The sequence below is a fragment of the Paenibacillus sp. MSJ-34 genome, from assembly GCF_018918005.1.
In the GTDB taxonomy this organism is placed as follows: domain Bacteria; phylum Bacillota; class Bacilli; order Paenibacillales; family Paenibacillaceae; genus MSJ-34.
In genome coordinates this window covers 45710-64287 of the sequence record NZ_JAHLPR010000043.1, presented here as the reverse complement: position 1 = coordinate 64287, position 18578 = coordinate 45710, and the positions used below count along the sequence as shown (strand labels likewise).

General features: G+C 49.9%; 16 protein-coding genes. 6 read left to right on the top strand and 10 right to left on the bottom strand.

The annotated features are described in order from the left end of the window. Nucleotides 1-135 precede the first annotated feature (135 nt). A complete protein-coding gene (locus KQI79_RS20875) occupies nt 136-1029 on the top strand; it encodes a M15 family metallopeptidase (protein ID WP_216540236.1) in 894 nt (297 codons plus the stop codon). Next, nucleotides 1026-1520: a VanZ family protein gene (locus KQI79_RS20870; protein ID WP_216540235.1), complete on the top strand. Its 495-nt coding sequence runs from the start codon at nt 1026-1028 to the stop codon at nt 1518-1520. Before KQI79_RS20875 ends, KQI79_RS20870 begins: the two co-directional genes overlap by 4 nt. 82 nt (nt 1521-1602) lie before the next feature. On the opposite strand, the gene KQI79_RS20865 is transcribed toward KQI79_RS20870, so the two are convergent. After that, nucleotides 1603-2232, bottom strand: coding sequence for a YfbR-like 5'-deoxynucleotidase (locus tag KQI79_RS20865; RefSeq protein ID WP_216540234.1), 630 nt, complete (start codon nt 2230-2232; stop codon nt 1603-1605). A 165-nt stretch (nt 2233-2397) separates the two neighbouring features. On the opposite strand from KQI79_RS20865, the gene KQI79_RS20860 reads away from it, so the two are divergent. Next, complete coding sequence (locus tag KQI79_RS20860; protein ID WP_216540233.1) at nt 2398-4272, top strand: cation:proton antiporter domain-containing protein; 1875 nt, start codon at nt 2398-2400, stop codon at nt 4270-4272. A 22-nt stretch (nt 4273-4294) separates the two neighbouring features. Here the strand turns inward: KQI79_RS20860 and KQI79_RS20855 are convergent, their stop codons facing one another. Further along, nucleotides 4295-5086, bottom strand: a complete 792-nt coding sequence (locus tag KQI79_RS20855) for a nucleotidyltransferase domain-containing protein (protein WP_216540232.1) — start codon at nt 5084-5086, stop codon at nt 4295-4297. A gap of 249 nt (nt 5087-5335) precedes the next feature. Between KQI79_RS20855 and KQI79_RS20850 the strand changes: the two genes are divergently transcribed. The 3 genes from KQI79_RS20850 to KQI79_RS20840 all read left to right on the top strand — a co-directional run bounded on the left by KQI79_RS20850 (nt 5336) and on the right by KQI79_RS20840 (nt 13321). After that, complete coding sequence (locus KQI79_RS20850; protein ID WP_216540231.1) at nt 5336-11758, top strand: S-layer homology domain-containing protein; 6423 nt, start codon at nt 5336-5338, stop codon at nt 11756-11758. A 170-nt stretch (nt 11759-11928) separates the two neighbouring features. After that, nucleotides 11929-12552, top strand: coding sequence for a TetR/AcrR family transcriptional regulator (locus KQI79_RS20845; protein ID WP_216540230.1), 624 nt, complete (start codon nt 11929-11931; stop codon nt 12550-12552). After that, nucleotides 12545-13321, top strand: coding sequence for a prolipoprotein diacylglyceryl transferase (locus KQI79_RS20840; RefSeq protein ID WP_216540229.1), 777 nt, complete (start codon nt 12545-12547; stop codon nt 13319-13321). The genes KQI79_RS20845 and KQI79_RS20840 overlap by 8 nt, the downstream gene beginning before the upstream one ends. Before the next feature lie 306 nt (nt 13322-13627). Here KQI79_RS20840 and KQI79_RS20835 read toward each other — a convergent pair whose 3' ends face one another. From KQI79_RS20835 to KQI79_RS20800, 8 genes are all read right to left on the bottom strand, one after another. Next, nucleotides 13628-14395 carry an ABC transporter permease gene (locus KQI79_RS20835; RefSeq protein WP_216540228.1) on the bottom strand — a complete coding sequence of 256 codons (768 nt, stop codon included), beginning with the start codon at nt 14393-14395 and terminating at the stop codon, nt 13628-13630. Beyond that, nucleotides 14396-15154 carry an ABC transporter ATP-binding protein gene (locus KQI79_RS20830; protein WP_216540227.1) on the bottom strand — a complete coding sequence of 253 codons (759 nt, stop codon included), beginning with the start codon at nt 15152-15154 and terminating at the stop codon, nt 14396-14398. 15 nt (nt 15155-15169) lie between these two features. Beyond that, nucleotides 15170-15520, bottom strand: coding sequence for a DUF1048 domain-containing protein (locus tag KQI79_RS20825; RefSeq protein WP_216540226.1), 351 nt, complete (start codon nt 15518-15520; stop codon nt 15170-15172). 9 nt (nt 15521-15529) lie between these two features. Next, a complete protein-coding gene (locus KQI79_RS20820; protein WP_216540225.1) occupies nt 15530-15877 on the bottom strand; it encodes a DUF1048 domain-containing protein in 348 nt (115 codons plus the stop codon). After that, the gene (locus tag KQI79_RS20815; RefSeq protein ID WP_290370059.1) at nt 15874-16182 is read right to left on the bottom strand and encodes a PadR family transcriptional regulator; all 309 of its coding nucleotides are present in this window, start codon (nt 16180-16182) and stop codon (nt 15874-15876) included. Before KQI79_RS20815 ends, KQI79_RS20820 begins: the two co-directional genes overlap by 4 nt. Nucleotides 16183-16666: 484 nt before the next feature. After that, nucleotides 16667-17068, bottom strand: coding sequence for a type II toxin-antitoxin system death-on-curing family toxin (locus KQI79_RS20810; protein WP_216540224.1), 402 nt, complete (start codon nt 17066-17068; stop codon nt 16667-16669). A gap of 1 nt (nt 17069) precedes the next feature. Beyond that, on the bottom strand, nt 17070-17315 hold the full coding sequence (locus KQI79_RS20805) for an AbrB/MazE/SpoVT family DNA-binding domain-containing protein (protein ID WP_253298299.1): 246 nt from the start codon (nt 17313-17315) through the stop codon (nt 17070-17072). Between the two features lie 71 nt (nt 17316-17386). Continuing rightward, nucleotides 17387-18295 carry an EamA family transporter gene (locus tag KQI79_RS20800; RefSeq protein WP_216540240.1) on the bottom strand — a complete coding sequence of 303 codons (909 nt, stop codon included), beginning with the start codon at nt 18293-18295 and terminating at the stop codon, nt 17387-17389. Nucleotides 18296-18578: the final 283 nt, after the last annotated feature.

Here is an 18578-nt window from a genome sequence, read left to right as displayed (position 1 = left end):
ATTCCGGAAAGTCCAGTCCCAAATTTATTTTTCAAAGATCAACTGGAAATTTTGAAGGCGGCCGCCAGTCCCCTAGGGGACTGGAAGTAAACTCAAAACTGCCTTCAAGAAATACTATATGAGGAGGATAACCTTATGAAAAAGTGGTTCTATGCAATGATCATTTTGTTGTTGCTGGGCTGGGGCATCCATACGTTCCAACAAAGCGAAGAATTGGATGAGGTTCTGCCGCCGGAAGAGTCGGAATTGCGGCTGCCGGAGCTTTCACATAACACGCTGACGATAAACAGGAGCGAGATCTATAAAGGCGATTTATTGCTTATTAACACCCAGTATCCGGTACCAAATCATGCGGAGATTCAGGATGTAGTCAATTTGTTCGAACAGAATCATTTGGTGGATGGCTTCGGGATTTCTGACAATAGCGTTGAGCTGCCGCTTGACATGTTGAAGAGATTTACCGCGATGATCGAATCGGCTCGCGCGGAGGGCGTCAATCATTTTCTGATCAATAGCGGATACCGGGACTTGGAAAAACAAGCCGAGCTGTACGAGCAATTGGGTTCGAAGCAAGCCAATCCGCCAGGCTACAGCGAGCATAATTTGGGGCTGTCGATGGATATCGGTTCCTCGCTCGGCTTGATGAAGGACGCGCCTGAAGGCAAATGGCTGGAGAACAACGCCTGGAAGCATGGTTTTATACTGCGCTACCCGGAGGATAAGACCAATATAACGGGCGTCATGTATGAGCCCTGGCATTTCCGGTACGTCGGGCTTCCCCATAGCGCAATCATGCAGGAACATGACTTTGTGCTGGAGGAATACCTGGAATATTTGCGAGAGCAGGGGACGGTTTATGCGGAAGTGGAGGGCAAGGAGTACAAGGTATCCTATTACCCCATCCAGGCAGAGCGAAGCATTAAGGTGCCGATAGAAGGAAGCTATACGGTTTCCGGCAATAATACGGATGGAGTTATTGTCACGACTTGGGGCGGCGATCCGGTATCGGTTGGGATGGAAGACAGATGATCATGGCGCAACGCTTCAAACTGCAGCACGCTGTTTTTGCCGTCTATTTATACCTATTAATCAAAATTATTCTGTTCAAGTTCAATGCCATCGATCTTACGTATTTGATTCGGCAGCTTGGAATAAGCTGGCATGAACCGGCACGCGTGGCGCTGAGGATACAGCAAGGGAATTTGATGCCTTTTCATGAAATTGCGAGCGCGCTGGAATACGGAACAAGCCATGGATTTGTGAATCTGTTCGGAAATATTGCGATTTTCATGCCATTCGGACTGCTGTTAGGACTGCTTGGATCACGCAGGGGAGAAAGGGGAGCAACCGCCATGCATGTGCTGGCGCAGTCATTCGGCCTCAGCCTGTCGTTGGAAATTTCGCAAGCGGTCTTCTCCATGGGAACCTTTGATGTGGACGATATGATTTTGAATTCATTCGGGGGGCTTGCGGGATTTATGGTGTATGCTTTGTTTGCCCAACTAAGAGAGATCCGATGAAAATTTTAGAGCGAGTTGAACATACCGGGGACTAACTTGAGGAAAGCAAGACAAGAAGAGGATGGAGGGAGAAGCGGGTCAGCTATGTTGCTAACGCTTCGTTCGTAATCTTTTGAATATCGATCGGAGATTGCGATCCTTCGCGAACCATATCGGGCAATATATGTTGCAGAAAATAATCGACGCAATGAAGCTTGATTCCTTTAATTTTGATCAGAGCGTTTCGATACATCACGATAAATTCTTTTTCCGTATTGCCTCGTTGCAATTCTGCAAAGGCCTCGTAGATCTGATCCAGTTTGTCGGCAACCTCCAATATTTTCCCCTCTACCGAATCGTCCTTGCCTTCGCGCAGTTGTCTCCGGAATATGTCCTTAAATTCCTCAGGAATATGCTCGTCAATGAAATGGGCGACCATTCCTTCTTCTACTTTTTGCAGCATGGCTCGCAGTTCCAATGAATAGTGCTTCACAGGCGTCTTAATATCTCCGATAAAAATTTCACCGTAATCATGGCTGCTTGTTATTTCGTATAGCTTTTTCCAATCCACAGCGACTCCATTGCTTTCTTCGATATCCGCCAATGTTTTGGCGTATTGAACCACCTTCCAGGAATGAGCGGATACACTATGTTCCTCAAACTTGAATCTGCCGGGGCATCTTATAATTCGCTCTAAATCGGTTAACGATTGGAAATACGTATGAATGCCCATATTCGAACTCCTTTCTCGATGAATGTATTGTTTTGCATATTGCTTTATGTATAGTATACATGTTGTTTGTTAACGGATGATTAACTTGAAGGTTTTTACATTTCCCTTTGCATCCTTAACTTATACAAGGTAATATTAAACTAAAATTTCGGTGAAGGAGCAATCATGCATAACGATTTAACCTCCCTTTTGCTTGTTGTTGCACTAGCTTTTTTGGTTCCCATCGCACTTCAATATTTTAATTTGCGCGTCATTCCCGTTGTGGTCGCCGAGATTTTCGTCGGACTTATCATAGGGAATTCCGGGTTTAATCTCATTCAGCCGGAGGGGTGGGTTAGCCAGCTTTCCACGTTGGGGCTTATCTTTCTTATGTTTTTGAGCGGGCTTGAATTGGACGTGTCTCTCTTCAAACCGAAGAAGACTTCCCAAGCGATTCTGGCCCATCTGCCGAAGGATCATTTTAAGGACGAGCTTAGCACAAGAAAACCGCCGAATCCGCTCATGCTTTCGAGTATGGTCTTCCTTCTGATCGCGGCCGTCTCCTACGGATGTGCCGTCTTATTGCAGCAATTACACTATATAACCGAGCCATACTTGTTCACCATCATGATTGCCTCGATTTCCCTCGGGGTGGTCGTGCCCGTATTAAAGGAGAAAAAACTGCTGGATCACGCTTATGGGCAAACTTTGCTGATGATCACGATCCTTTCCGATTTAATCACCATGATTCTGCTTGGCGTCTATATTAGCTTGCAGTCCGGCAATACGAACAGCTTGTGGCTGCTCGGCTTGTTCTTCGCGCTAGTCTTCGTGATCTACCGCTTTGCGGCGAGGTTTATACGTTCCAAATTCATAAGCAAAATTAGCGGCGGAGGCACCGCCCAGTTAGGTACGCGCGCGATCCTCGCTCTCGTCCTCATGCTCGTCGTCCTCAGCGAGACGCTTGGGGTGGAGAGCATTCTCGGCGCCTTCCTGGCCGGGGTGATCGTATCCCTGTTGCGTCCGTCCCGCGAGCTGGTCCATCAATTGGAGTCGTTTGGTTACGGCTTTCTCATTCCGATCTTTTTCATCATGGTCGGAGTAGGTTTGGATATCCCCGCCCTGATTACCAACTGGAAGATCGTAGCGCTCATTCCGCTGTTAATCGGTCTCATTTTTGTGGCGCGGTACGTTCCTACCCTGCTGCTTGGCTTTTGGTTCCGCTTCAAATACGCTTCCTCCGGGGGGCTGCTGATGGCCAGCACCTTAAGCCTTGTGATCGCTGCGGCTTCCGTAGCTTACGACCTAGGCATTATTTCAGGCGAGTTGCAAGGCGCGGTTATTTTGGTCTGCGTCATCAACTGCCTGCTGTTCCCTGTGCTCTTTAATAAGCAGGTGCCTAGGGCGCAAGCCGCGCGGGTGCGGGCTTCCTTGATCGGGGCGAATCATGTGACGCTGCCCGTCTCTCAGGATCTCCTGCAAGATGGCTTTGACATTGCCATTTATAGTGCGGACGCTTCGATCGGCGATGAACAATCCAAGCAGGATTATGGACGATTCCCGCTTACCGTGGTTTCCGATTTAGACGGAGATACCCTGCTGCGGGCAGGCGCGTTTCATACCGATGTGATCGTTTTCGGCTCCATGGACGAGCTCCAAAATGCCAAGCTGGCTCGACAGGCCAAGTCCCTGGGACTTGAAAACATTATCGTTCGGGCGGAAAGCCCGGATCTCATTCAATCGCTGCAATCCGAGAACTTCAACGTCTTCTCGACGTTGTTCGCTTCCCGGATGCTGCTGAAAGGGCTGATCCAGTATCCGAGCGCCGTCATGCTGATTGCGCAGGACGATTCCTTGCAGGAAATCAAGGTTCACAATCCGAAATACAGCCACGTACAACTTAAGGAATTGCCATTCCTCGGCGATGCGTTAATTCTGCGGATCTATCGCGGAGACTCGATTATCATTCCGCACGGAGCGACGCAACTGCTGACGCAGGACCGCTTGCTGGTCAGCGGCAGCGCCGAATCGATTCAAGCGCTTAAGGAGGAGTTGGAATAAGGATTGGGAAGCTTTCCGCTTTTTATCTGTTCAATGAGGAATACACGTTCTCAAGATAAGCGATAGAAACTTGTTCGGCTTCTTCCTTCACATCTAATGAGTCTAAATGTTGCCGCAAGCGCTGATATAGTTTAATGGAGTTTTTTAACGCATTGTAGCAACTTTCAAGGCTGTGAACCGGGACAGTTTCTCTAAGGGCTTCTAATTCACCGGCGCACAGTTCCTCCAATTTTCTGACTCCTCTGGGCAGGTGGCCGTAATGCATTAGTATTAATGGGCCTAGTACCGTGTTGCGAATAAATGTTATATGATCGATTAACTCGAATAGTTCGCCTCTTCCCAGCTTCGTTGCACCGTAATGGACCCAAACCCAAAATCGGTCCTCTATCCATTGCGGACTCGGAGATGAGTATGTTGGCGACGTTTTCTCGAAAATCGTGCGGATATCCGCTTCTCTTTCCCATAGAATGAGCGGGTTTTCGATCCGTATTGCAAGCTCTGCCAATGTAACGAATTTCAGATCGACATGCAATGGTTCCGGACCGTATAAACAGATCACCAAACGTGGTTCGCCAACGTGCTCGCCCGTGAACGCGGATAGCAATTTTCCCATTCCTTCCGCAATGTTTAACCGCTGATTCATGATCTCCTGCCGATAAGCGGAGTCGTACACTGCCACTAAATCCAAATCGCTATACTCATCCATCGTTCCTGTCATCATGGAACCGCCTGCAAGCAGACCTAGAAATCGATGATCTTGACTGAGTTTCTCTTTTACCTGTGTAATAAATTGTTCATGTATAGGCAATAGCATGAAAACCACTCCTTAGATGATATCCATCAAAATGGGTATTAGGACAAAATATCACTTCAGATAAGTCTTTGTCAAGGGCGCGATTTAGCATGCAAAGGGCGTCGTTCGACGCTTTGAGCGAATGCGAAGTTTCGTGTGCAAGTTGCGTATAAACGCACCTTTTTCCCATATAAACGCACATCAAAATGTAAGCGCTCTTATTCTATGATGAGAAGGAAGTCCAAAAAATAAAAAAAGGGGGTCGCCAGTATGAAACGATGCAAGCCGATCGCAGCCGCCTGGATGTCCTTGCTGCTACTGATTTCGGTCTTTCCGGCGTTTGCCGTACAGCAGGCAGAGGCGGCTGAGCTAGGCAGCGGGGCCTTGGATATTCCTTCCGGCAAAGTGATGATCAAGAACAAATGGAAGAGCAATTATTTGTACGAAGCGTCGGACGGCACCGTCAGGTACGGCATGACGAATCCGGCGGACGAGTCGGCGCAGTGGACGGTCGATACCGATAACGGGCTGTCCCGAATCCGAAACGTCAAGACGGGCCATTACATTACCGTGGCCGGGACGCAGCAGCGCTCTCAGCCGCTGACGACAAGCGGGACGGCCGATTCGAATGCGGAGAAGTGGATCATCGACAGGTCGAACCGGGCCGGATATATGATCGTTCGCAGCGCCACCGTGCCGGAAGGCAATCTGGTCATTCATGAGGAGGATCAGTTGGGCTTTGCGGAAGCGAGCTCGGATATCAACATTACGTTTGAGAGTCCGCAGTGGGCTTTTATAGCGGTTGAGGGCAGCCCTGTCCGCATTGAAAGCTTCATGCGTCCCGGAAGCGTCATTTATGAGGAAGACGGGCTGGTCAAGCATGGCGTCAGGCCGGCCGACGATTTGATGTCGCACTGGTATATCGAGAGCGGCGGCCAGGATCAAGTCCGGATTCGCAATCGCGCCACAGGGCATGTCATTACCCAGAATGAGACCACCTGGGCGGGGATTTTCGCCAAGGATGAGGATCCGGCTCAGCCCGGACTTAGCCGGTGGAAGCAGGAGAATGCGGTTAGCCAATCCGGCTATGTTGTCTTTGAGAATGTCACGCTGCCGGAAAACTGGATCAATCCGCAATTTCCGGACGATAACGATGTGCGTTCCAACAATTGGGCCGGAGGCCCCGAAGGCGTCAACGCCCTCTGGCGAATCGTCCCGGCATCCGATCTGCCTGCCGTCCGGATCGCGGCCTATACGGATGCGAAGGTCGCTGCCGACTTCTTGTTCGAAGATGAAGGAGGCGTGTATTATGGCGCGATCGATCCGGCCTCAAGCTCCGACCCGCGCTATTTGTGGATTGTTGAAGACTACGATCTGAGTAAGCGAATCCGCAATACCGCCAGCAACCATTATTTGAATATTGACGGAGATCGCCTGTCGACCGGAAATGCCAGCGTTACCGGTGCGACCTATGAGTGGTCGTTGACAGCATCCGACAGTTATGACGATTACAATACGATTCGCAATGTCGGGCGTCCCGGATTGTATATTTCAACCGGACCGGGCGGAAGCGCAACGGTAACGACGGATGCGGACAGCCTGGGATCGCAATGGGAATTGGTCGATCCTGCGGCGGTTTTGGACGGATCGGACCAGTATATACGGATCCAAAACGTCTGGCAGCCTTTTTATTTATATGAGAATGCGGACGGTACAATCAAATACGGCAATATGCGGACAGATGACCGGCGCGACCAATGGCTTGTAGTGAAGCACAACGGGCGCAAGCTGCTCCAGAACCGCGAAACGGGCCATTACATGAATATCGCCGAGATGCCGGACGGGCATATCCAGGCCACGCCGCTTCAAGATTTGACGAACGTCGACGAAGCGTATATATGGAGCGGCAAAAATATCGGCGGCGGCACGTATTTGCTGAGCAATGTTACGGATAAGACGCCCGGCGAACCGTTTGCCAAGTTTATTTCCATACAGAACCTGACTAAATACGCCGAATACGGCGTCATTAATCCGAACTGGGGCAGTCCGCAGTGGAAGTTCCTGCCGGTAGCGGAGAAGAAGAACCAACACTATCGCTTCAAGCTGCAAGGCACGAACGATCAATATTTGCAAGATGTGCGGACGGCTGACCCGGTGACTGAGGTGACTTACGGGGCGGCGGACGATGAATATTCCATTTGGTTTCTGGATGAGAAGAACGGCGCGAACGGTCCGGTCATGATGAAAAACATGGGCAGCGGCCGCTATCTCTCGATACAGAATCTGGCGGAGGAGCAGGTCGAGAGCGAGGATGAGCCTCAGTTAACGGTAGAAGCCCGTTCCGAGGTATACGACGTCTGGGGCAGTGTCAAATGGAATATAGAACAGAGCGAATCGGATGAGGTAAACATACAAAGCGCCTGGACGGGTCATGTTCTATATGCCGCTTTGAATGAGCAGGGGCAGCCTGCTTTGAAAGTAAGCAGAGCCGAAGGAGCGGCCGATCGGGCCGAATCCAAATTCGTTGCCGAGCCGGCGCAAATCGCGGAGAAGCCGATTCCTGAAGGGCCTGTGCGGATTAAGAGCGTGACGAATCAATCTTATTTGTACGAGAACCGTTCCGGTGTTGTATTATACGGAGATCTCGCTGAAGATAACGGTTATTCGCATTGGACGATTCAGCGGGGCGCGGACGGACGGCAGCGGATCCAAAACCGGGCAACAGGACATTATATCACGTTGACGGAAGATTATTCATTTCTGGAAAGCAAGGAAACGGACCCTGCGGCTGACGGCGCTTCGTCCTGGTCGGTCACTCGGGTCGCGGGCGGCGATCAAGTGCTGATTCGTAGCCAGTACGGGGACTATGACGATGAATTTATTCATGTGCAGAACAATACGGGCTATGCGGAAAGAGGCTTGTACCCTGAATCATGGGGATCGGTGCAGTGGGAACTGGAGCCTGCTCCGCAGCAGTTCAATACGCCTGATATGGATGAAGAGCGCAACCTCAATACCGCTACTCCGATTCAGAATGATACGAATATCGTGATGATATCCCCGCAGGGAGCAGGCGGTGTGGTGCTTGCGGAACAGGGCGGAACGGTGAAACTGGTTCACAGCGACGACGCGAAAGGCGCCTCCAACTGGATGATACAGGATTATAACGGACGGCATCTGATTAAAAACACGGCGACAGGCCGTTACTTGACGCTGGACGGGAAAGGGAAGGCTGCCGTCTCGACGTCCATGAAAGCATTGGAGACGCAATGGGTACTGGATGAAAAATTAGGCTACCGCACACTGTCCAATGCCACGGATCCAAACGGTTTATTGCAATATAGCCCGACGGGTGTCATGTATGGGACAGCATCTTTAGCAGAACCGGCATTATGGAGCTTTACGCCTGTAGCTTCGGATATCGCATATGCTGCCGAAGATGCTTTTAAGACAGACAAGGTGATCCGTTTTGCCGTTCATGCGCAAGAGCAAGGGGAGTATGCAGGACTAATTCGTTATAAAAACAACTCCGGTTCGGAGCAACAATTGAGCGTTACGGTGAATGGCCTCGGGGAACAATCGGTGCTTCTTACACGTTCCGACGGCGTAAGCGCAGCAGAGGTGAAGCTCAGCTTGCGCGCAGGCATGAATACGGTCTCGTTAAGCGGCATCGGCGCGGATATTTCGGCATTGCAAATCGATAGTTTGATCGTCAAGCATAGCGTCAATAAAGCGTATCGGGGAGCCACGGTGCCTTACATCAGCTATGAGGCGGAGGATGCGAAGACAAACGGAACTTTGCTCGGCCCATCGCGGAAATACCGCAGTATCGCTTCGGAAGCTTCCGGACGTCAGGCGGTCCGGTTGGGTCAAACAGGGGACTATGTTGAATTCAACTTGGCGCAACCCGCCAATGCGCTCGTGCTCCGTTATTCCATTCCGGACAGCAAGGACGGGCAGGGCGAGGAACATACATTATCCCTGTATGTGAATGGAGAGTTCAGGCAGTCGCTTACATTAACGTCCAAATATGCGTGGGAGTACGGCAGCTATCCTTGGTCGAACGATCCTCGTCAAGGCAGCGGTCACCGCTTCTTTGACGAAATCCATGCCCTGATCGGCGATGTGCCGCAAGGGGCTGCTATACGGCTTCAGAAGGATGGCGGAGATCGTGCCGATTATTATGTCATCGACTTGGTCGAGATGGAGAAGGCAGCGCCGGCCTATGAGAAGCCGGAAGGCTTCCTGTCGGTCACGGACTTCGGAGCGATTCCTAATGACGGTCAAGACGATACGGCGGCTTTGAAAAACGCATTGGCCGCTGCCAAGGCTCAAGGCGCCGGCGTCTGGTTCCCGGAAGGCAGCTTCGACTTCGGAGACGAATTGCTGCATTTGGATTCAGCGGTCATCCGCGGTGCGGGCATGTGGCACACGACGTTGAACGGAGCCAAGTTCTACGGTCATGGCGGCACGGTCGAGGTATATGATTTGCTTATTGACGGAGGCATTAACGAACGGGATGACGAAGCGTTCACGAATGCTTTCCATGGGGCGTTCGGGCCGGGATCGATCATTCAGCATGTCTGGATCGAGCATACGAAGGCAGGCTTGTGGCTGACGCAGCCGATCGGGGAGAAGGCGCGGACGAACGGACTGTATATGATGGGATTGCGGATCCGCAATCTGATGGCCGATGGCATTAACTTTGCCGTCGGAACGAGCAACAGCATGATGGAGCAGAGCGATATCCGTTATCCGGGAGACGACGGCATTGCGATGTGGTCCTTCACGGACGGGAAGCTGGTGGATGTGAACGGGTCGGAAAGAACCCCGAGCGTGAATAATACGGCCCGCTTCAATACGGTGACCCTGCCTTGGCTTGCCGACAACATTGTCGTATTCGGCGGCAAAGATAACAAGATCCAGGACAATGTGGTGAAAGACACCGTAACCAACGGGGCCGGCATTGCCGTGTCTACTCGTTTCAATGCCGAACCTTTTGCCGGAACGACGGTGGTGGAGCGGAACACTCTGGTTCGGACCGGCAGCTATGATACCGGATACGCCATCGGTCTGGGAGCTCTCTGGCTGTTCGCCGGGGAGAGCGATATGAAGGGGAAAATTATCGTTCAGGATAATGTGGCGAAAGACAGCACGTATGCAGGACTGATTGCACATGGGGATTTTGCCATGCATGATGTGTTGTTGAAAAATATCGTCATCGACGGTACGGGCACCAATGGGGTCGATGTAACCTCCGGCCTGAAAGGCTCCGCAACGGTCGACAACGTCATCATTCGCGGAGACCGGATGAAGATGGTATCCAATCCGTCGGCTGCTTTCAGCTTCAAAGAAATCAATGAAGGCTTCGCTTCGGGCAAGAAGCCTCCGGTTGATCCGGGCGACCCGGGTGAGCCGGGTTCCGGCGGACCGGGAGGTGGAAATACAGGCGGCTCCGGCAGCTCCGGCGGAGGCTCTAGCGGGGTACCGGCCACCAAGCCTGCCGATTCTATGTCTGACTCGGCTCTGCAGGAAGCATTGCGCCAGGGCAAGACTTTGATTGAGCTGAGAACCGATGCTGCGGGCAGCGTGAACTTGACGGGCTCCGTATTAACGGCGGCGGCCGCCGAATATCCCGAGACGGTGATCGAGATAACGGGAGAAGACGGTTCGGTATATCGATTCCCGTTGAAACTGACCGATCAAATCATGAAGCAGGCCGGCGTCGTCGACCGGGAACAAGCCGTCGTGTCGATTCGGATTGTACCGCTTTCCCGGCAGGAGCAGTCGGGACTCGCCGAACAGGCCAAGAAGCAAGGTTTAGAATTAATCGGTGCTGCCAAGAAATTCGCGGTTCAAGTGACGGAAGGCGACAAAACGGTAGAGATCGCCCGATATGAGGGAGCGACTTACGTCGAGCGCCAATGGAAGGTAGACGGCAAGCTTGACCCGGCAACGACGGCTGTTCTGCTGTACGATCCGGAATCGGGCAAGCTGAGCTATGTTCCGGCCCGGCTGGAGGCGAATCCCGATGGAACGACGACAGTCATCGTGAAGAGCGCGGCGAATGGAATCTTCGTTGTCGCACGTCACGCCGTTACTTTCGCGGATCTGGAAGGCCATTGGGCCAAAGCGGAAATTGAGAAATTGGGCGCAAGGCAAATCTTGAACGGTGTTGGAGAAGATCGCTTTGCACCGGGGAGATCCGTCAGCCGGGCTGAATTTGCGGCGATGCTCGTTAGAGCGCTTGATCTTCAAGGCGGAAGCGGGGCAGCTTCGTTCCGGGATGTGAAGCCAGACGCCTGGTACGGCGAAGCCGTTGCAACGGCTGTCCGTTATGGACTTGTGCTAGGCTATGCCGATCACACATTTCGTCCGAATGCTGCAATCAGCCGGGAGGAAATGGCCGTGATGGCTGCCCGGGCATTGAGATTGCTGCATGACGGGGCGATGCCAAGCAACGGAGCGAAAGCTTCTTCCTCGGCCAAGGACAGTATAGCGCTGATGACTGCATTTACGGACGGTGCCCAAATTCATCCATGGGCGCTTAAAGAGGTGGAACTGCTGCTTCAAACAGGCATCATGCAAGGACAGAGCAAAGATACATTTGCGCCGGCCAACCACACGACGAGAGCGGAAGCGGCAGTCATTGTATCCAGATTGCTCGTTTCGATGAAATTGCTCAATCCTTGACTCTGAGCAACATTAGGAATATTGGAAAATTGGGGATTTGTAGAATACGAAGGACGCTTAACCGGCGTCCTTTGTTTTTTTTGTTGCACTAACGTGATTCTCCGCTTGACAGAGTATCGCTCTGTAATGCAAAATAGTAACAGAGCAAAACTCTGTTAGGGGGATGCGGTATGGCAAGGGTAGTAAAAAAGCCGGAGGAAAGAAAAGAAGAATTGCTGGACATTGCCATGAAGCTGTTTATGGAGAAGGGATATATCAATACATCGGTCAAAGATATTTATACACAGGCAAACGGTTCTTTTGGAATGTTCTATCATCATTTTGCGTCAAAGGAAGAAGTATTTGCAGCCGCGATGGACAGATATACCGATTTATTTGTTTCAGGGATTTCCGATATTTTACTAGACAGGACCATTCCCTATAAAGAGCGTTACAAGCGCGTTATAGTGCATTGGATGGGGTTGATCAACGGGCGCGATAAAGTGCGGGGGACTCAACATGATGAAGAGGTGTTCAGAGTTTTATCAAGCAAAATGCTGAGCGGTGCCGTCGATCCGGTTAAGCAATATTTAGACGAGGGAATAGAGCTGGGATTTATAAAAACAGACGATAGCCGCAGTTCCGCCATATTTATCGTCTATGGAATGTTCGGCTTGATAAACGAAGAAAGAAATCGCATCGGAACCAATGACAACGCCCGTCGCATCTTTGCCAATGTATCCAAACGAATTGCACCTGTACTTGGCGCGGATGAAAGTATGTTTACCTTTGCGGAGGATGAGGAAAATGCATAACGATTTATTTTCCATAGGCCCTTTTACTATTCATACATACGGGGTGATGATTGCTCTCGGTGTGCTTGCCGCTTATGCGGTTGTTATCTATCGGGCCAAGCGTCTCAACATCGATAGCAGTTACATTGATTCGTTGGCGATCTGGGTTTTGGCAGGCGGAGCATTAGGCGCCAAGATTTTATATTGGCTCACCCAGATCAAAAATATAATCGAAGACCCTGCAATCTTATTGGCTTTCACAGAGGGTTTTGTTGTATATGGCGGTATGATCGGCGGCATAGTAGCCGGTTACATTTATTGCAAAAGGAAGAAGGTAAAGTTTTTTCAGTATTTTGACTTGATTATACCCTCTGTTGCATTCGCGCAAGGCTTCGGGCGCATTGGTTGTTTTATGGCAGGTTGCTGTTTCGGCAGAGAAACAACGAGTGCGTTTGGCGTCGTATTTCCTTCATCTTCCCTGGCGCCTGGCGGCGTACCTCTGATCCCTACGCAATTAATTGCAAGCGGCTTGAATTTTCTTCATTTTGCAATCCTGATTTTCTATGCCAGAAGGAAGAAAGTGGACGGTCAAGTCGCTGCTCTCTACCTGGTTTTATATAGCGTCGGTAGATTTATCCTCGAATTTTTCAGGGGAGACATAGAGCGGGGAAGCGTCGGTGTGTTGTCGACTTCGCAATTTATATCGATCTTCCTGTTTATGATTGGATGCGGGATGTTTATTGTGCAGCAATATAAGGCGAGAATCCATTCGGAAAGTTCGCCTTTGTGAATAGAAATTGCGATCCGGACCGTACGGCCTTTATTTCGCGTCAAAATGGCTTATTTGCGGTTTAGGCGGACACTGCTTCCGTTATTCGTTCTTCGGAGGGCTTATTTTTACGCTTTTAGCGCGAATAAAGGATCGTATGTCCGCGAACTGTCCGAAATCCGACCGTTTGTCACAATTAGCGTCTCCTGTGTCCGCGAACTGCATATTGTTAAAATATACGCCAAGCCCATGATGATGTCTACCGGCTTGGCGTTTTCCTTTGAACTGCCTAAGTTTTATTCTGATCATTGAATTAGATGAACTATTTCACATCCGCTTTTTATACGCCCTCATCGCAAAAAAATACGCTACGATCAAAATCCCGACACACCACGCAAGAGCGACCCATATTTCATGGCCCACCGGCTGACCTGACAGCAGCGCACGAATGGCTTCCACGATCGAGGTTACCGGCTGGTTTTCGGCAAAGGCGCGAACGACCGGCGGCATCGACTCGGTCGGCACAAAGGCCGAGCTGATAAACGGCAGGAAGATAAGCGGATAGGAAAATGCGCTTGCACCTTCGACCGATTTTCCGGATAATCCGGCAATCGCCGCGACCCAGGTCAAAGCCAGCGTAAACAACACGAGGATACCGGTTACGGCAAGCCATGGCAGGATCCCTGCCGACGAGCGAAAGCCCATAATGAGCGCGACGAGAACGATGACGACGAGAGAAATGACGTTGGATACCAGCGAGGTCAGCACGTGCCCCCACAGCACGGCGGAACGCGCAATCGGCATGGAGTGGAACCGCTCAATGATGCCCCGTTGCTTATCCATAAACAGGCGGTAAGCCGTATAGGATATACCGCTTGCAATCGCAATCAGCAGGATGCCGGGCAATAGGTAGTTAACATAGTTATCCGTACCGGTTTCGATTGCGCCGCCGAACACATAAACAAACAGCAGCATCATCGCAATCGGAGTGATGCAAACCGTGAAGATCGTGTCCATGCTGCGGGTAATATGGCGCATAGAGCGCCCAAGCATGACGCCCATATCGCTAAAAAAGTGTTTTTTTACCGCCTCCATTTACATGGCCTCCTTCTTGCCGACGATTGCGAGGAATATCTCCTCTAACGACGGCTGTTTTTCAACATACTCCACCTTCGCTTTCGGGAACAGCTTTTTCAGCTCCGTGAGCGTACCGCTCGCGATAATCTTGCCCTCGTGCAGAATGGCAATTCGGTCGGCAAGCTGCTCAGCCTCCTCCAAGTACTGCGTGGTGAGCAATATCGTTGTACCTCCAGCGGCAAGCTCCTTGACGGTCTTCCATACCTCGATGCGCGACTCGGGGTCAAGTCCGGTAGTCGGCTCGTCGAGGAAAATAATCTCCGGTTTTCCCACGAGGCTCAAGGCGATGTCGAGCCTGCGGCGCATCCCCCCTGAATAAGTAGATGCCTTGCGGTCCGCGGCGTCAGTCAGGCCGAAGCGTTTAAGCATGTGATCCGCAACCTGACGCGGATTTTTAAGATGCCGCAGCTTGGCGATCAAAATAAGATTCTCCCGCCCGGTCAAAATCTCGTCAACCGCGGCAAATTGCCCGGTCAGACTGATCGCCTGCCGCACATTGTCGGGTTTGGACATAACATCGAATCCGTTTATGGTGGCGGTTCCGCTGTCCGGTTTGAGCAGCGTGGTAAGGATTCTAACAATCGTCGTCTTGCCCGCGCCGTTGGAGCCAAGCAGGGCAAAAATCTCGCCTCGCTTCACTTCAAAATCGACGCCCTTCAGGACTTCTTTGTCCTTGAAAGACTTTTGCAGCCCTTTCACTTGAATTGCTTTTTCCATCCCGCTATCCCCCTTTTACTTTGTTTTATCCGTAACCTTTTTCATTGCCTTGTTAACTTCTTGGTTAACCGATTCTTGACAGATGTCAGCGTAAGTTTTTGAATCTTTGATTAATTCGTCGCAAAAAGCCGCTACGTCTCTTCCCGTCACATCAAGCACGCCTTTCCCCAAGGCTGCTCCCTCTTCAAAAAGATCGACAATCCCCGATAGCAAACCCGTACCGCCGGTTAGTTCAACAGGGCCGACCTTAAAGAAATATTTTTGAATCTCTTTATAAACAATCTGATAATCTCGTGGGAGCGATTTGACACGCGCCATGTGGGCTCGCCATTCTTTTTTGCCTTGGATGATATCTTGTATGCTCATTTTATCCTCCTATTTACCCAATTTTTTAGCGATATTATTGTTGAGTTGCTCGCGCCACTTGTCGCGATAAGATTTTGCCCCTTCTTCGCCGGCCAGCGCTGAACAGAAGCCTTTGATATCGTCACCCAAAACCTCTTGGACACGCTGACCGTCAGCCGCCGCCTCTTCGAGCAGGCCAAGCACACCGTCAAAAATTGGCATGAGGTTGCGCCCGGTGAAATCTGAGTACGACCAAAGATTCGCATTAATTTTTTCCCATGCCGCTTGATAATCAGCCGGCAGCTTTTTGGCTCGCGATTCAAAAATTTTCATTTCTTTAGTCATGTCGATTCCCGTAATTTTTTCCCAAAAATTCATTCTTTTTTCTCCTTTAACTCGTTAATTTTTGATGACACGAACTCCCATTTTTCCCAGAACCTACGCAGCTCCTCACGCCCCGCGTCGTTGATCGCGAAAAACTTTCGCGGCGGTCCCATGTCGGAGGGTTTCTTGGTGATCTCCACCAACTTGTTTTTTTCAAGACGGATCAGGATGGTGTATACCGTTCCCTCTACAACATCTTTGAAGCCGAGGGCGTTCAGCCGCCGTGTGATTTCGTAGCCGTAGGTTTCTTGGCGGCTAATAATTTCAAGGACACAGCCCTCAAGCACGCCTTTGAGCATTTCCGTTAAGTTTTCCAGGACAATCACCCTTTACTATTCTGTATGACTGGTATGAAGTGTTACTTACTACCACTAAAAAGTAACACGTAGTAGTTGGTTTGTCAATGGCGTTTGCTCTGATACAGATTTTACATTTTCAACTATTCTGCCCGTTAGCATCTCGGGAAATTTCATGGGAACCGTAACGTTTCGTCATATGTACCGCTGGTGGCTGACGACCCGCCGGGCGGGCTAACGAAACGTATACACGCTAATAGCCCGTAAATCACCTTGTTGCTCGTGTAACGAAACTGAAACACGCTAATGAAGGGAAAAAGGCGGTGAAATCGCCGATTTCCAAACAATAACGATCCGTACTTTCGTTACAATGGGAGCGTCTTCATTTTGAACCCAATAAGGATTGCCAGTTTAGCGCCAAACAAGGAGCGTACGTCTGCGCGGATCGTCGAATTTGGGGAGGTATCCCCTTCCATATGCATTCTTGCTATATCATTTTATCGATACAATGCTTTCGGATGAACGAAGAAAGTTCTTGAAAAGAATATTTATGATTAACCATATCTACGGTCAGGTCTTCGGCAACTTTTTGGTTCATCGCAAATCCGTATCCGTTCAACTGCAGGAAAATCACAAGAGCGGCAAAAGCAGTTCTCTTGTTAGCATTTTGGAACGGATAATTCTGTCCTAACGATTCAAATAGAGCGGCGACTTTTTCGAATAAGGAGGGACAGGCATCCTCGCCAAAGGCTGACGAGCGGGGAGGCAGAATAGCCGATTCCAATAAGCCGCTATCCTTGACACCAATGTGTTCTTCAGGACTATATTTTTGGATAACAGCTACATTAATCGCAATGATCTCTTGAACAGACAAATAGCGGACATCCATTTTAACGGTCCTTCAAACCTTTTAGAGTATCGTCATATTGTTCCATAACTTGCGAGAGAGACTTTAAGAAGTCGGGGCCAATACCAGCTGGCAATTCGACTTTATTCGCTTTGCGAATAACGATTTCTCCCTCTGATTCTTTTACATCAATATGCACAGTATCGCCAAGCTCTAGACCGATCTGTTTCAATGCTTCGGTCATCGTAATGCCGAGGCTATTGCCGAACTTTGTAACCTTACGTTCCATCTCCATCACCTTACATATTATCAATTAATAAATTTGTATGGGCGTTTTTCGTAAGAGGTCGGGTTCCGCCCTTACAACGCATCGGCTAAGCCTAGCAAAGCGATACCGACGATGACGACGACAATAAGAGCATATTGTTTTTTATTCAGCCGCTCCTGGAGAAAGATTCGGGACAGGATGACCGAAAACATGCTGTAGGAAGCGATCAGTGGCGCTGTTATGATGGCGTTGCTAGACATGGCGAACACGTAGAAGAATTGCCCCGTTGTTTCCAATAGAGCGGCATATCCTTTGGCCCGTTCTTGAAAAATGCGAAACGGCTGTTTACGGATCACCCTGAGATAGACAAATGCCGCCAAGGCGCAAATAAAAAAGGTGAATTCGTAAGCGATCAGGGCGGCATCCTCGCCGATCAGGCTTAACTCATCCAAATAGATCGCATCGGCAAACGTTCCGAGCCCGTCGATGAAGCAGTATAAAATCGGGAAGGTAATGGCCATAAAGCCGATTTGATATTTTTGATCGATATGGGTTGAATGGTCCGAAAGAGTCTCGCGTTCAGCTCTCTTTTCCAAAATGGCAATTCCAATAACGCCGAAAGTCACGACAGTCACACCCAATATTTCAACGATGCCCAGATCGTGTTTGAAAAATAGGAACAACAGGATGGCTGTTACGGCGCCCGAACAATTTTGAACGGGAGATGCAATAGATAGCTCCATATATCGCAAACCGATATACCCAATCGTCATCGACAGAATATAAAGCGCGGAAACAGGGAGATAGCGAACCAAATCTGTCGGATCGAAGTCGATTCCTTTGATCAGTAGATAAGCCGTAGCGTGAATCCCCATCACGAAGCCGACCGTAATAACGATTTTAATATGGCTGAACCGATCTTGAGGATCGCTTCCCTTTTTATAAAACAGATCGGCGCCTCCCCAGGCAAATGCCGTTAATAGAGCAAACAAAAACCACATCATCGAATCTCCTTGTTACAAATTTCACATATAGTTGAAGCCCTCTTATTATAAAATCTTCGCTATAAATGTCAAGGGAGCGGACTCTAAAATGGTACCTGGCATTGCGGTAAATTAAAATAAAGGATAAAAACAATTATATAGCAAGGATGAGTGGCGCGTTCCATACAAGGGCCTTTTAGACAAGTTGGAAGAACGTTGCGATTCCGACTGGAGCGTAGAATCTTTGTACACTCAATTGCTGATCGAAGAAAAGGAGACAGCAAGATTGCGGCTAAAGCTT

Bases quoted from the DNA above. Each gene is read 5' to 3' on its own strand.
- KQI79_RS20840 (WP_216540229.1), top strand. From the start codon at position 12,545: ATGCATAACGATTTATTTTCCATAGGCCCTTTTACTATTCATACATAC.
- KQI79_RS20825 (WP_216540226.1), bottom strand. From the start codon at position 15,520: ATGAGCATACAAGATATCATCCAAGGCAAAAAAGAATGGCGAGCCCAC.
- KQI79_RS20805 (WP_253298299.1), bottom strand. From the start codon at position 17,315: ATGGAACGTAAGGTTACAAAGTTCGGCAATAGCCTCGGCATTACGATG.
- KQI79_RS20830 (WP_216540227.1), bottom strand. From the start codon at position 15,154: ATGGAAAAAGCAATTCAAGTGAAAGGGCTGCAAAAGTCTTTCAAGGAC.
- KQI79_RS20810 (WP_216540224.1), bottom strand. From the start codon at position 17,068: ATGGATGTCCGCTATTTGTCTGTTCAAGAGATCATTGCGATTAATGTA.
- KQI79_RS20860 (WP_216540233.1), top strand. From the start codon at position 2,398: ATGCATAACGATTTAACCTCCCTTTTGCTTGTTGTTGCACTAGCTTTT.
- KQI79_RS20845 (WP_216540230.1), top strand. From the start codon at position 11,929: ATGGCAAGGGTAGTAAAAAAGCCGGAGGAAAGAAAAGAAGAATTGCTG.
- KQI79_RS20855 (WP_216540232.1), bottom strand. From the start codon at position 5,086: ATGCTATTGCCTATACATGAACAATTTATTACACAGGTAAAAGAGAAA.
- KQI79_RS20820 (WP_216540225.1), bottom strand. From the start codon at position 15,877: ATGAATTTTTGGGAAAAAATTACGGGAATCGACATGACTAAAGAAATG.
- KQI79_RS20870 (WP_216540235.1), top strand. From the start codon at position 1,026: ATGATCATGGCGCAACGCTTCAAACTGCAGCACGCTGTTTTTGCCGTC.
- KQI79_RS20865 (WP_216540234.1), bottom strand. From the start codon at position 2,232: ATGGGCATTCATACGTATTTCCAATCGTTAACCGATTTAGAGCGAATT.
- KQI79_RS20800 (WP_216540240.1), bottom strand. From the start codon at position 18,295: ATGTGGTTTTTGTTTGCTCTATTAACGGCATTTGCCTGGGGAGGCGCC.
- KQI79_RS20875 (WP_216540236.1), top strand. From the start codon at position 136: ATGAAAAAGTGGTTCTATGCAATGATCATTTTGTTGTTGCTGGGCTGG.
- KQI79_RS20835 (WP_216540228.1), bottom strand. From the start codon at position 14,395: ATGGAGGCGGTAAAAAAACACTTTTTTAGCGATATGGGCGTCATGCTT.
- KQI79_RS20850 (WP_216540231.1), top strand. From the start codon at position 5,336: ATGAAACGATGCAAGCCGATCGCAGCCGCCTGGATGTCCTTGCTGCTA.
- KQI79_RS20815 (WP_290370059.1), bottom strand. From the start codon at position 16,182: ATGCTCAAAGGCGTGCTTGAGGGCTGTGTCCTTGAAATTATTAGCCGC.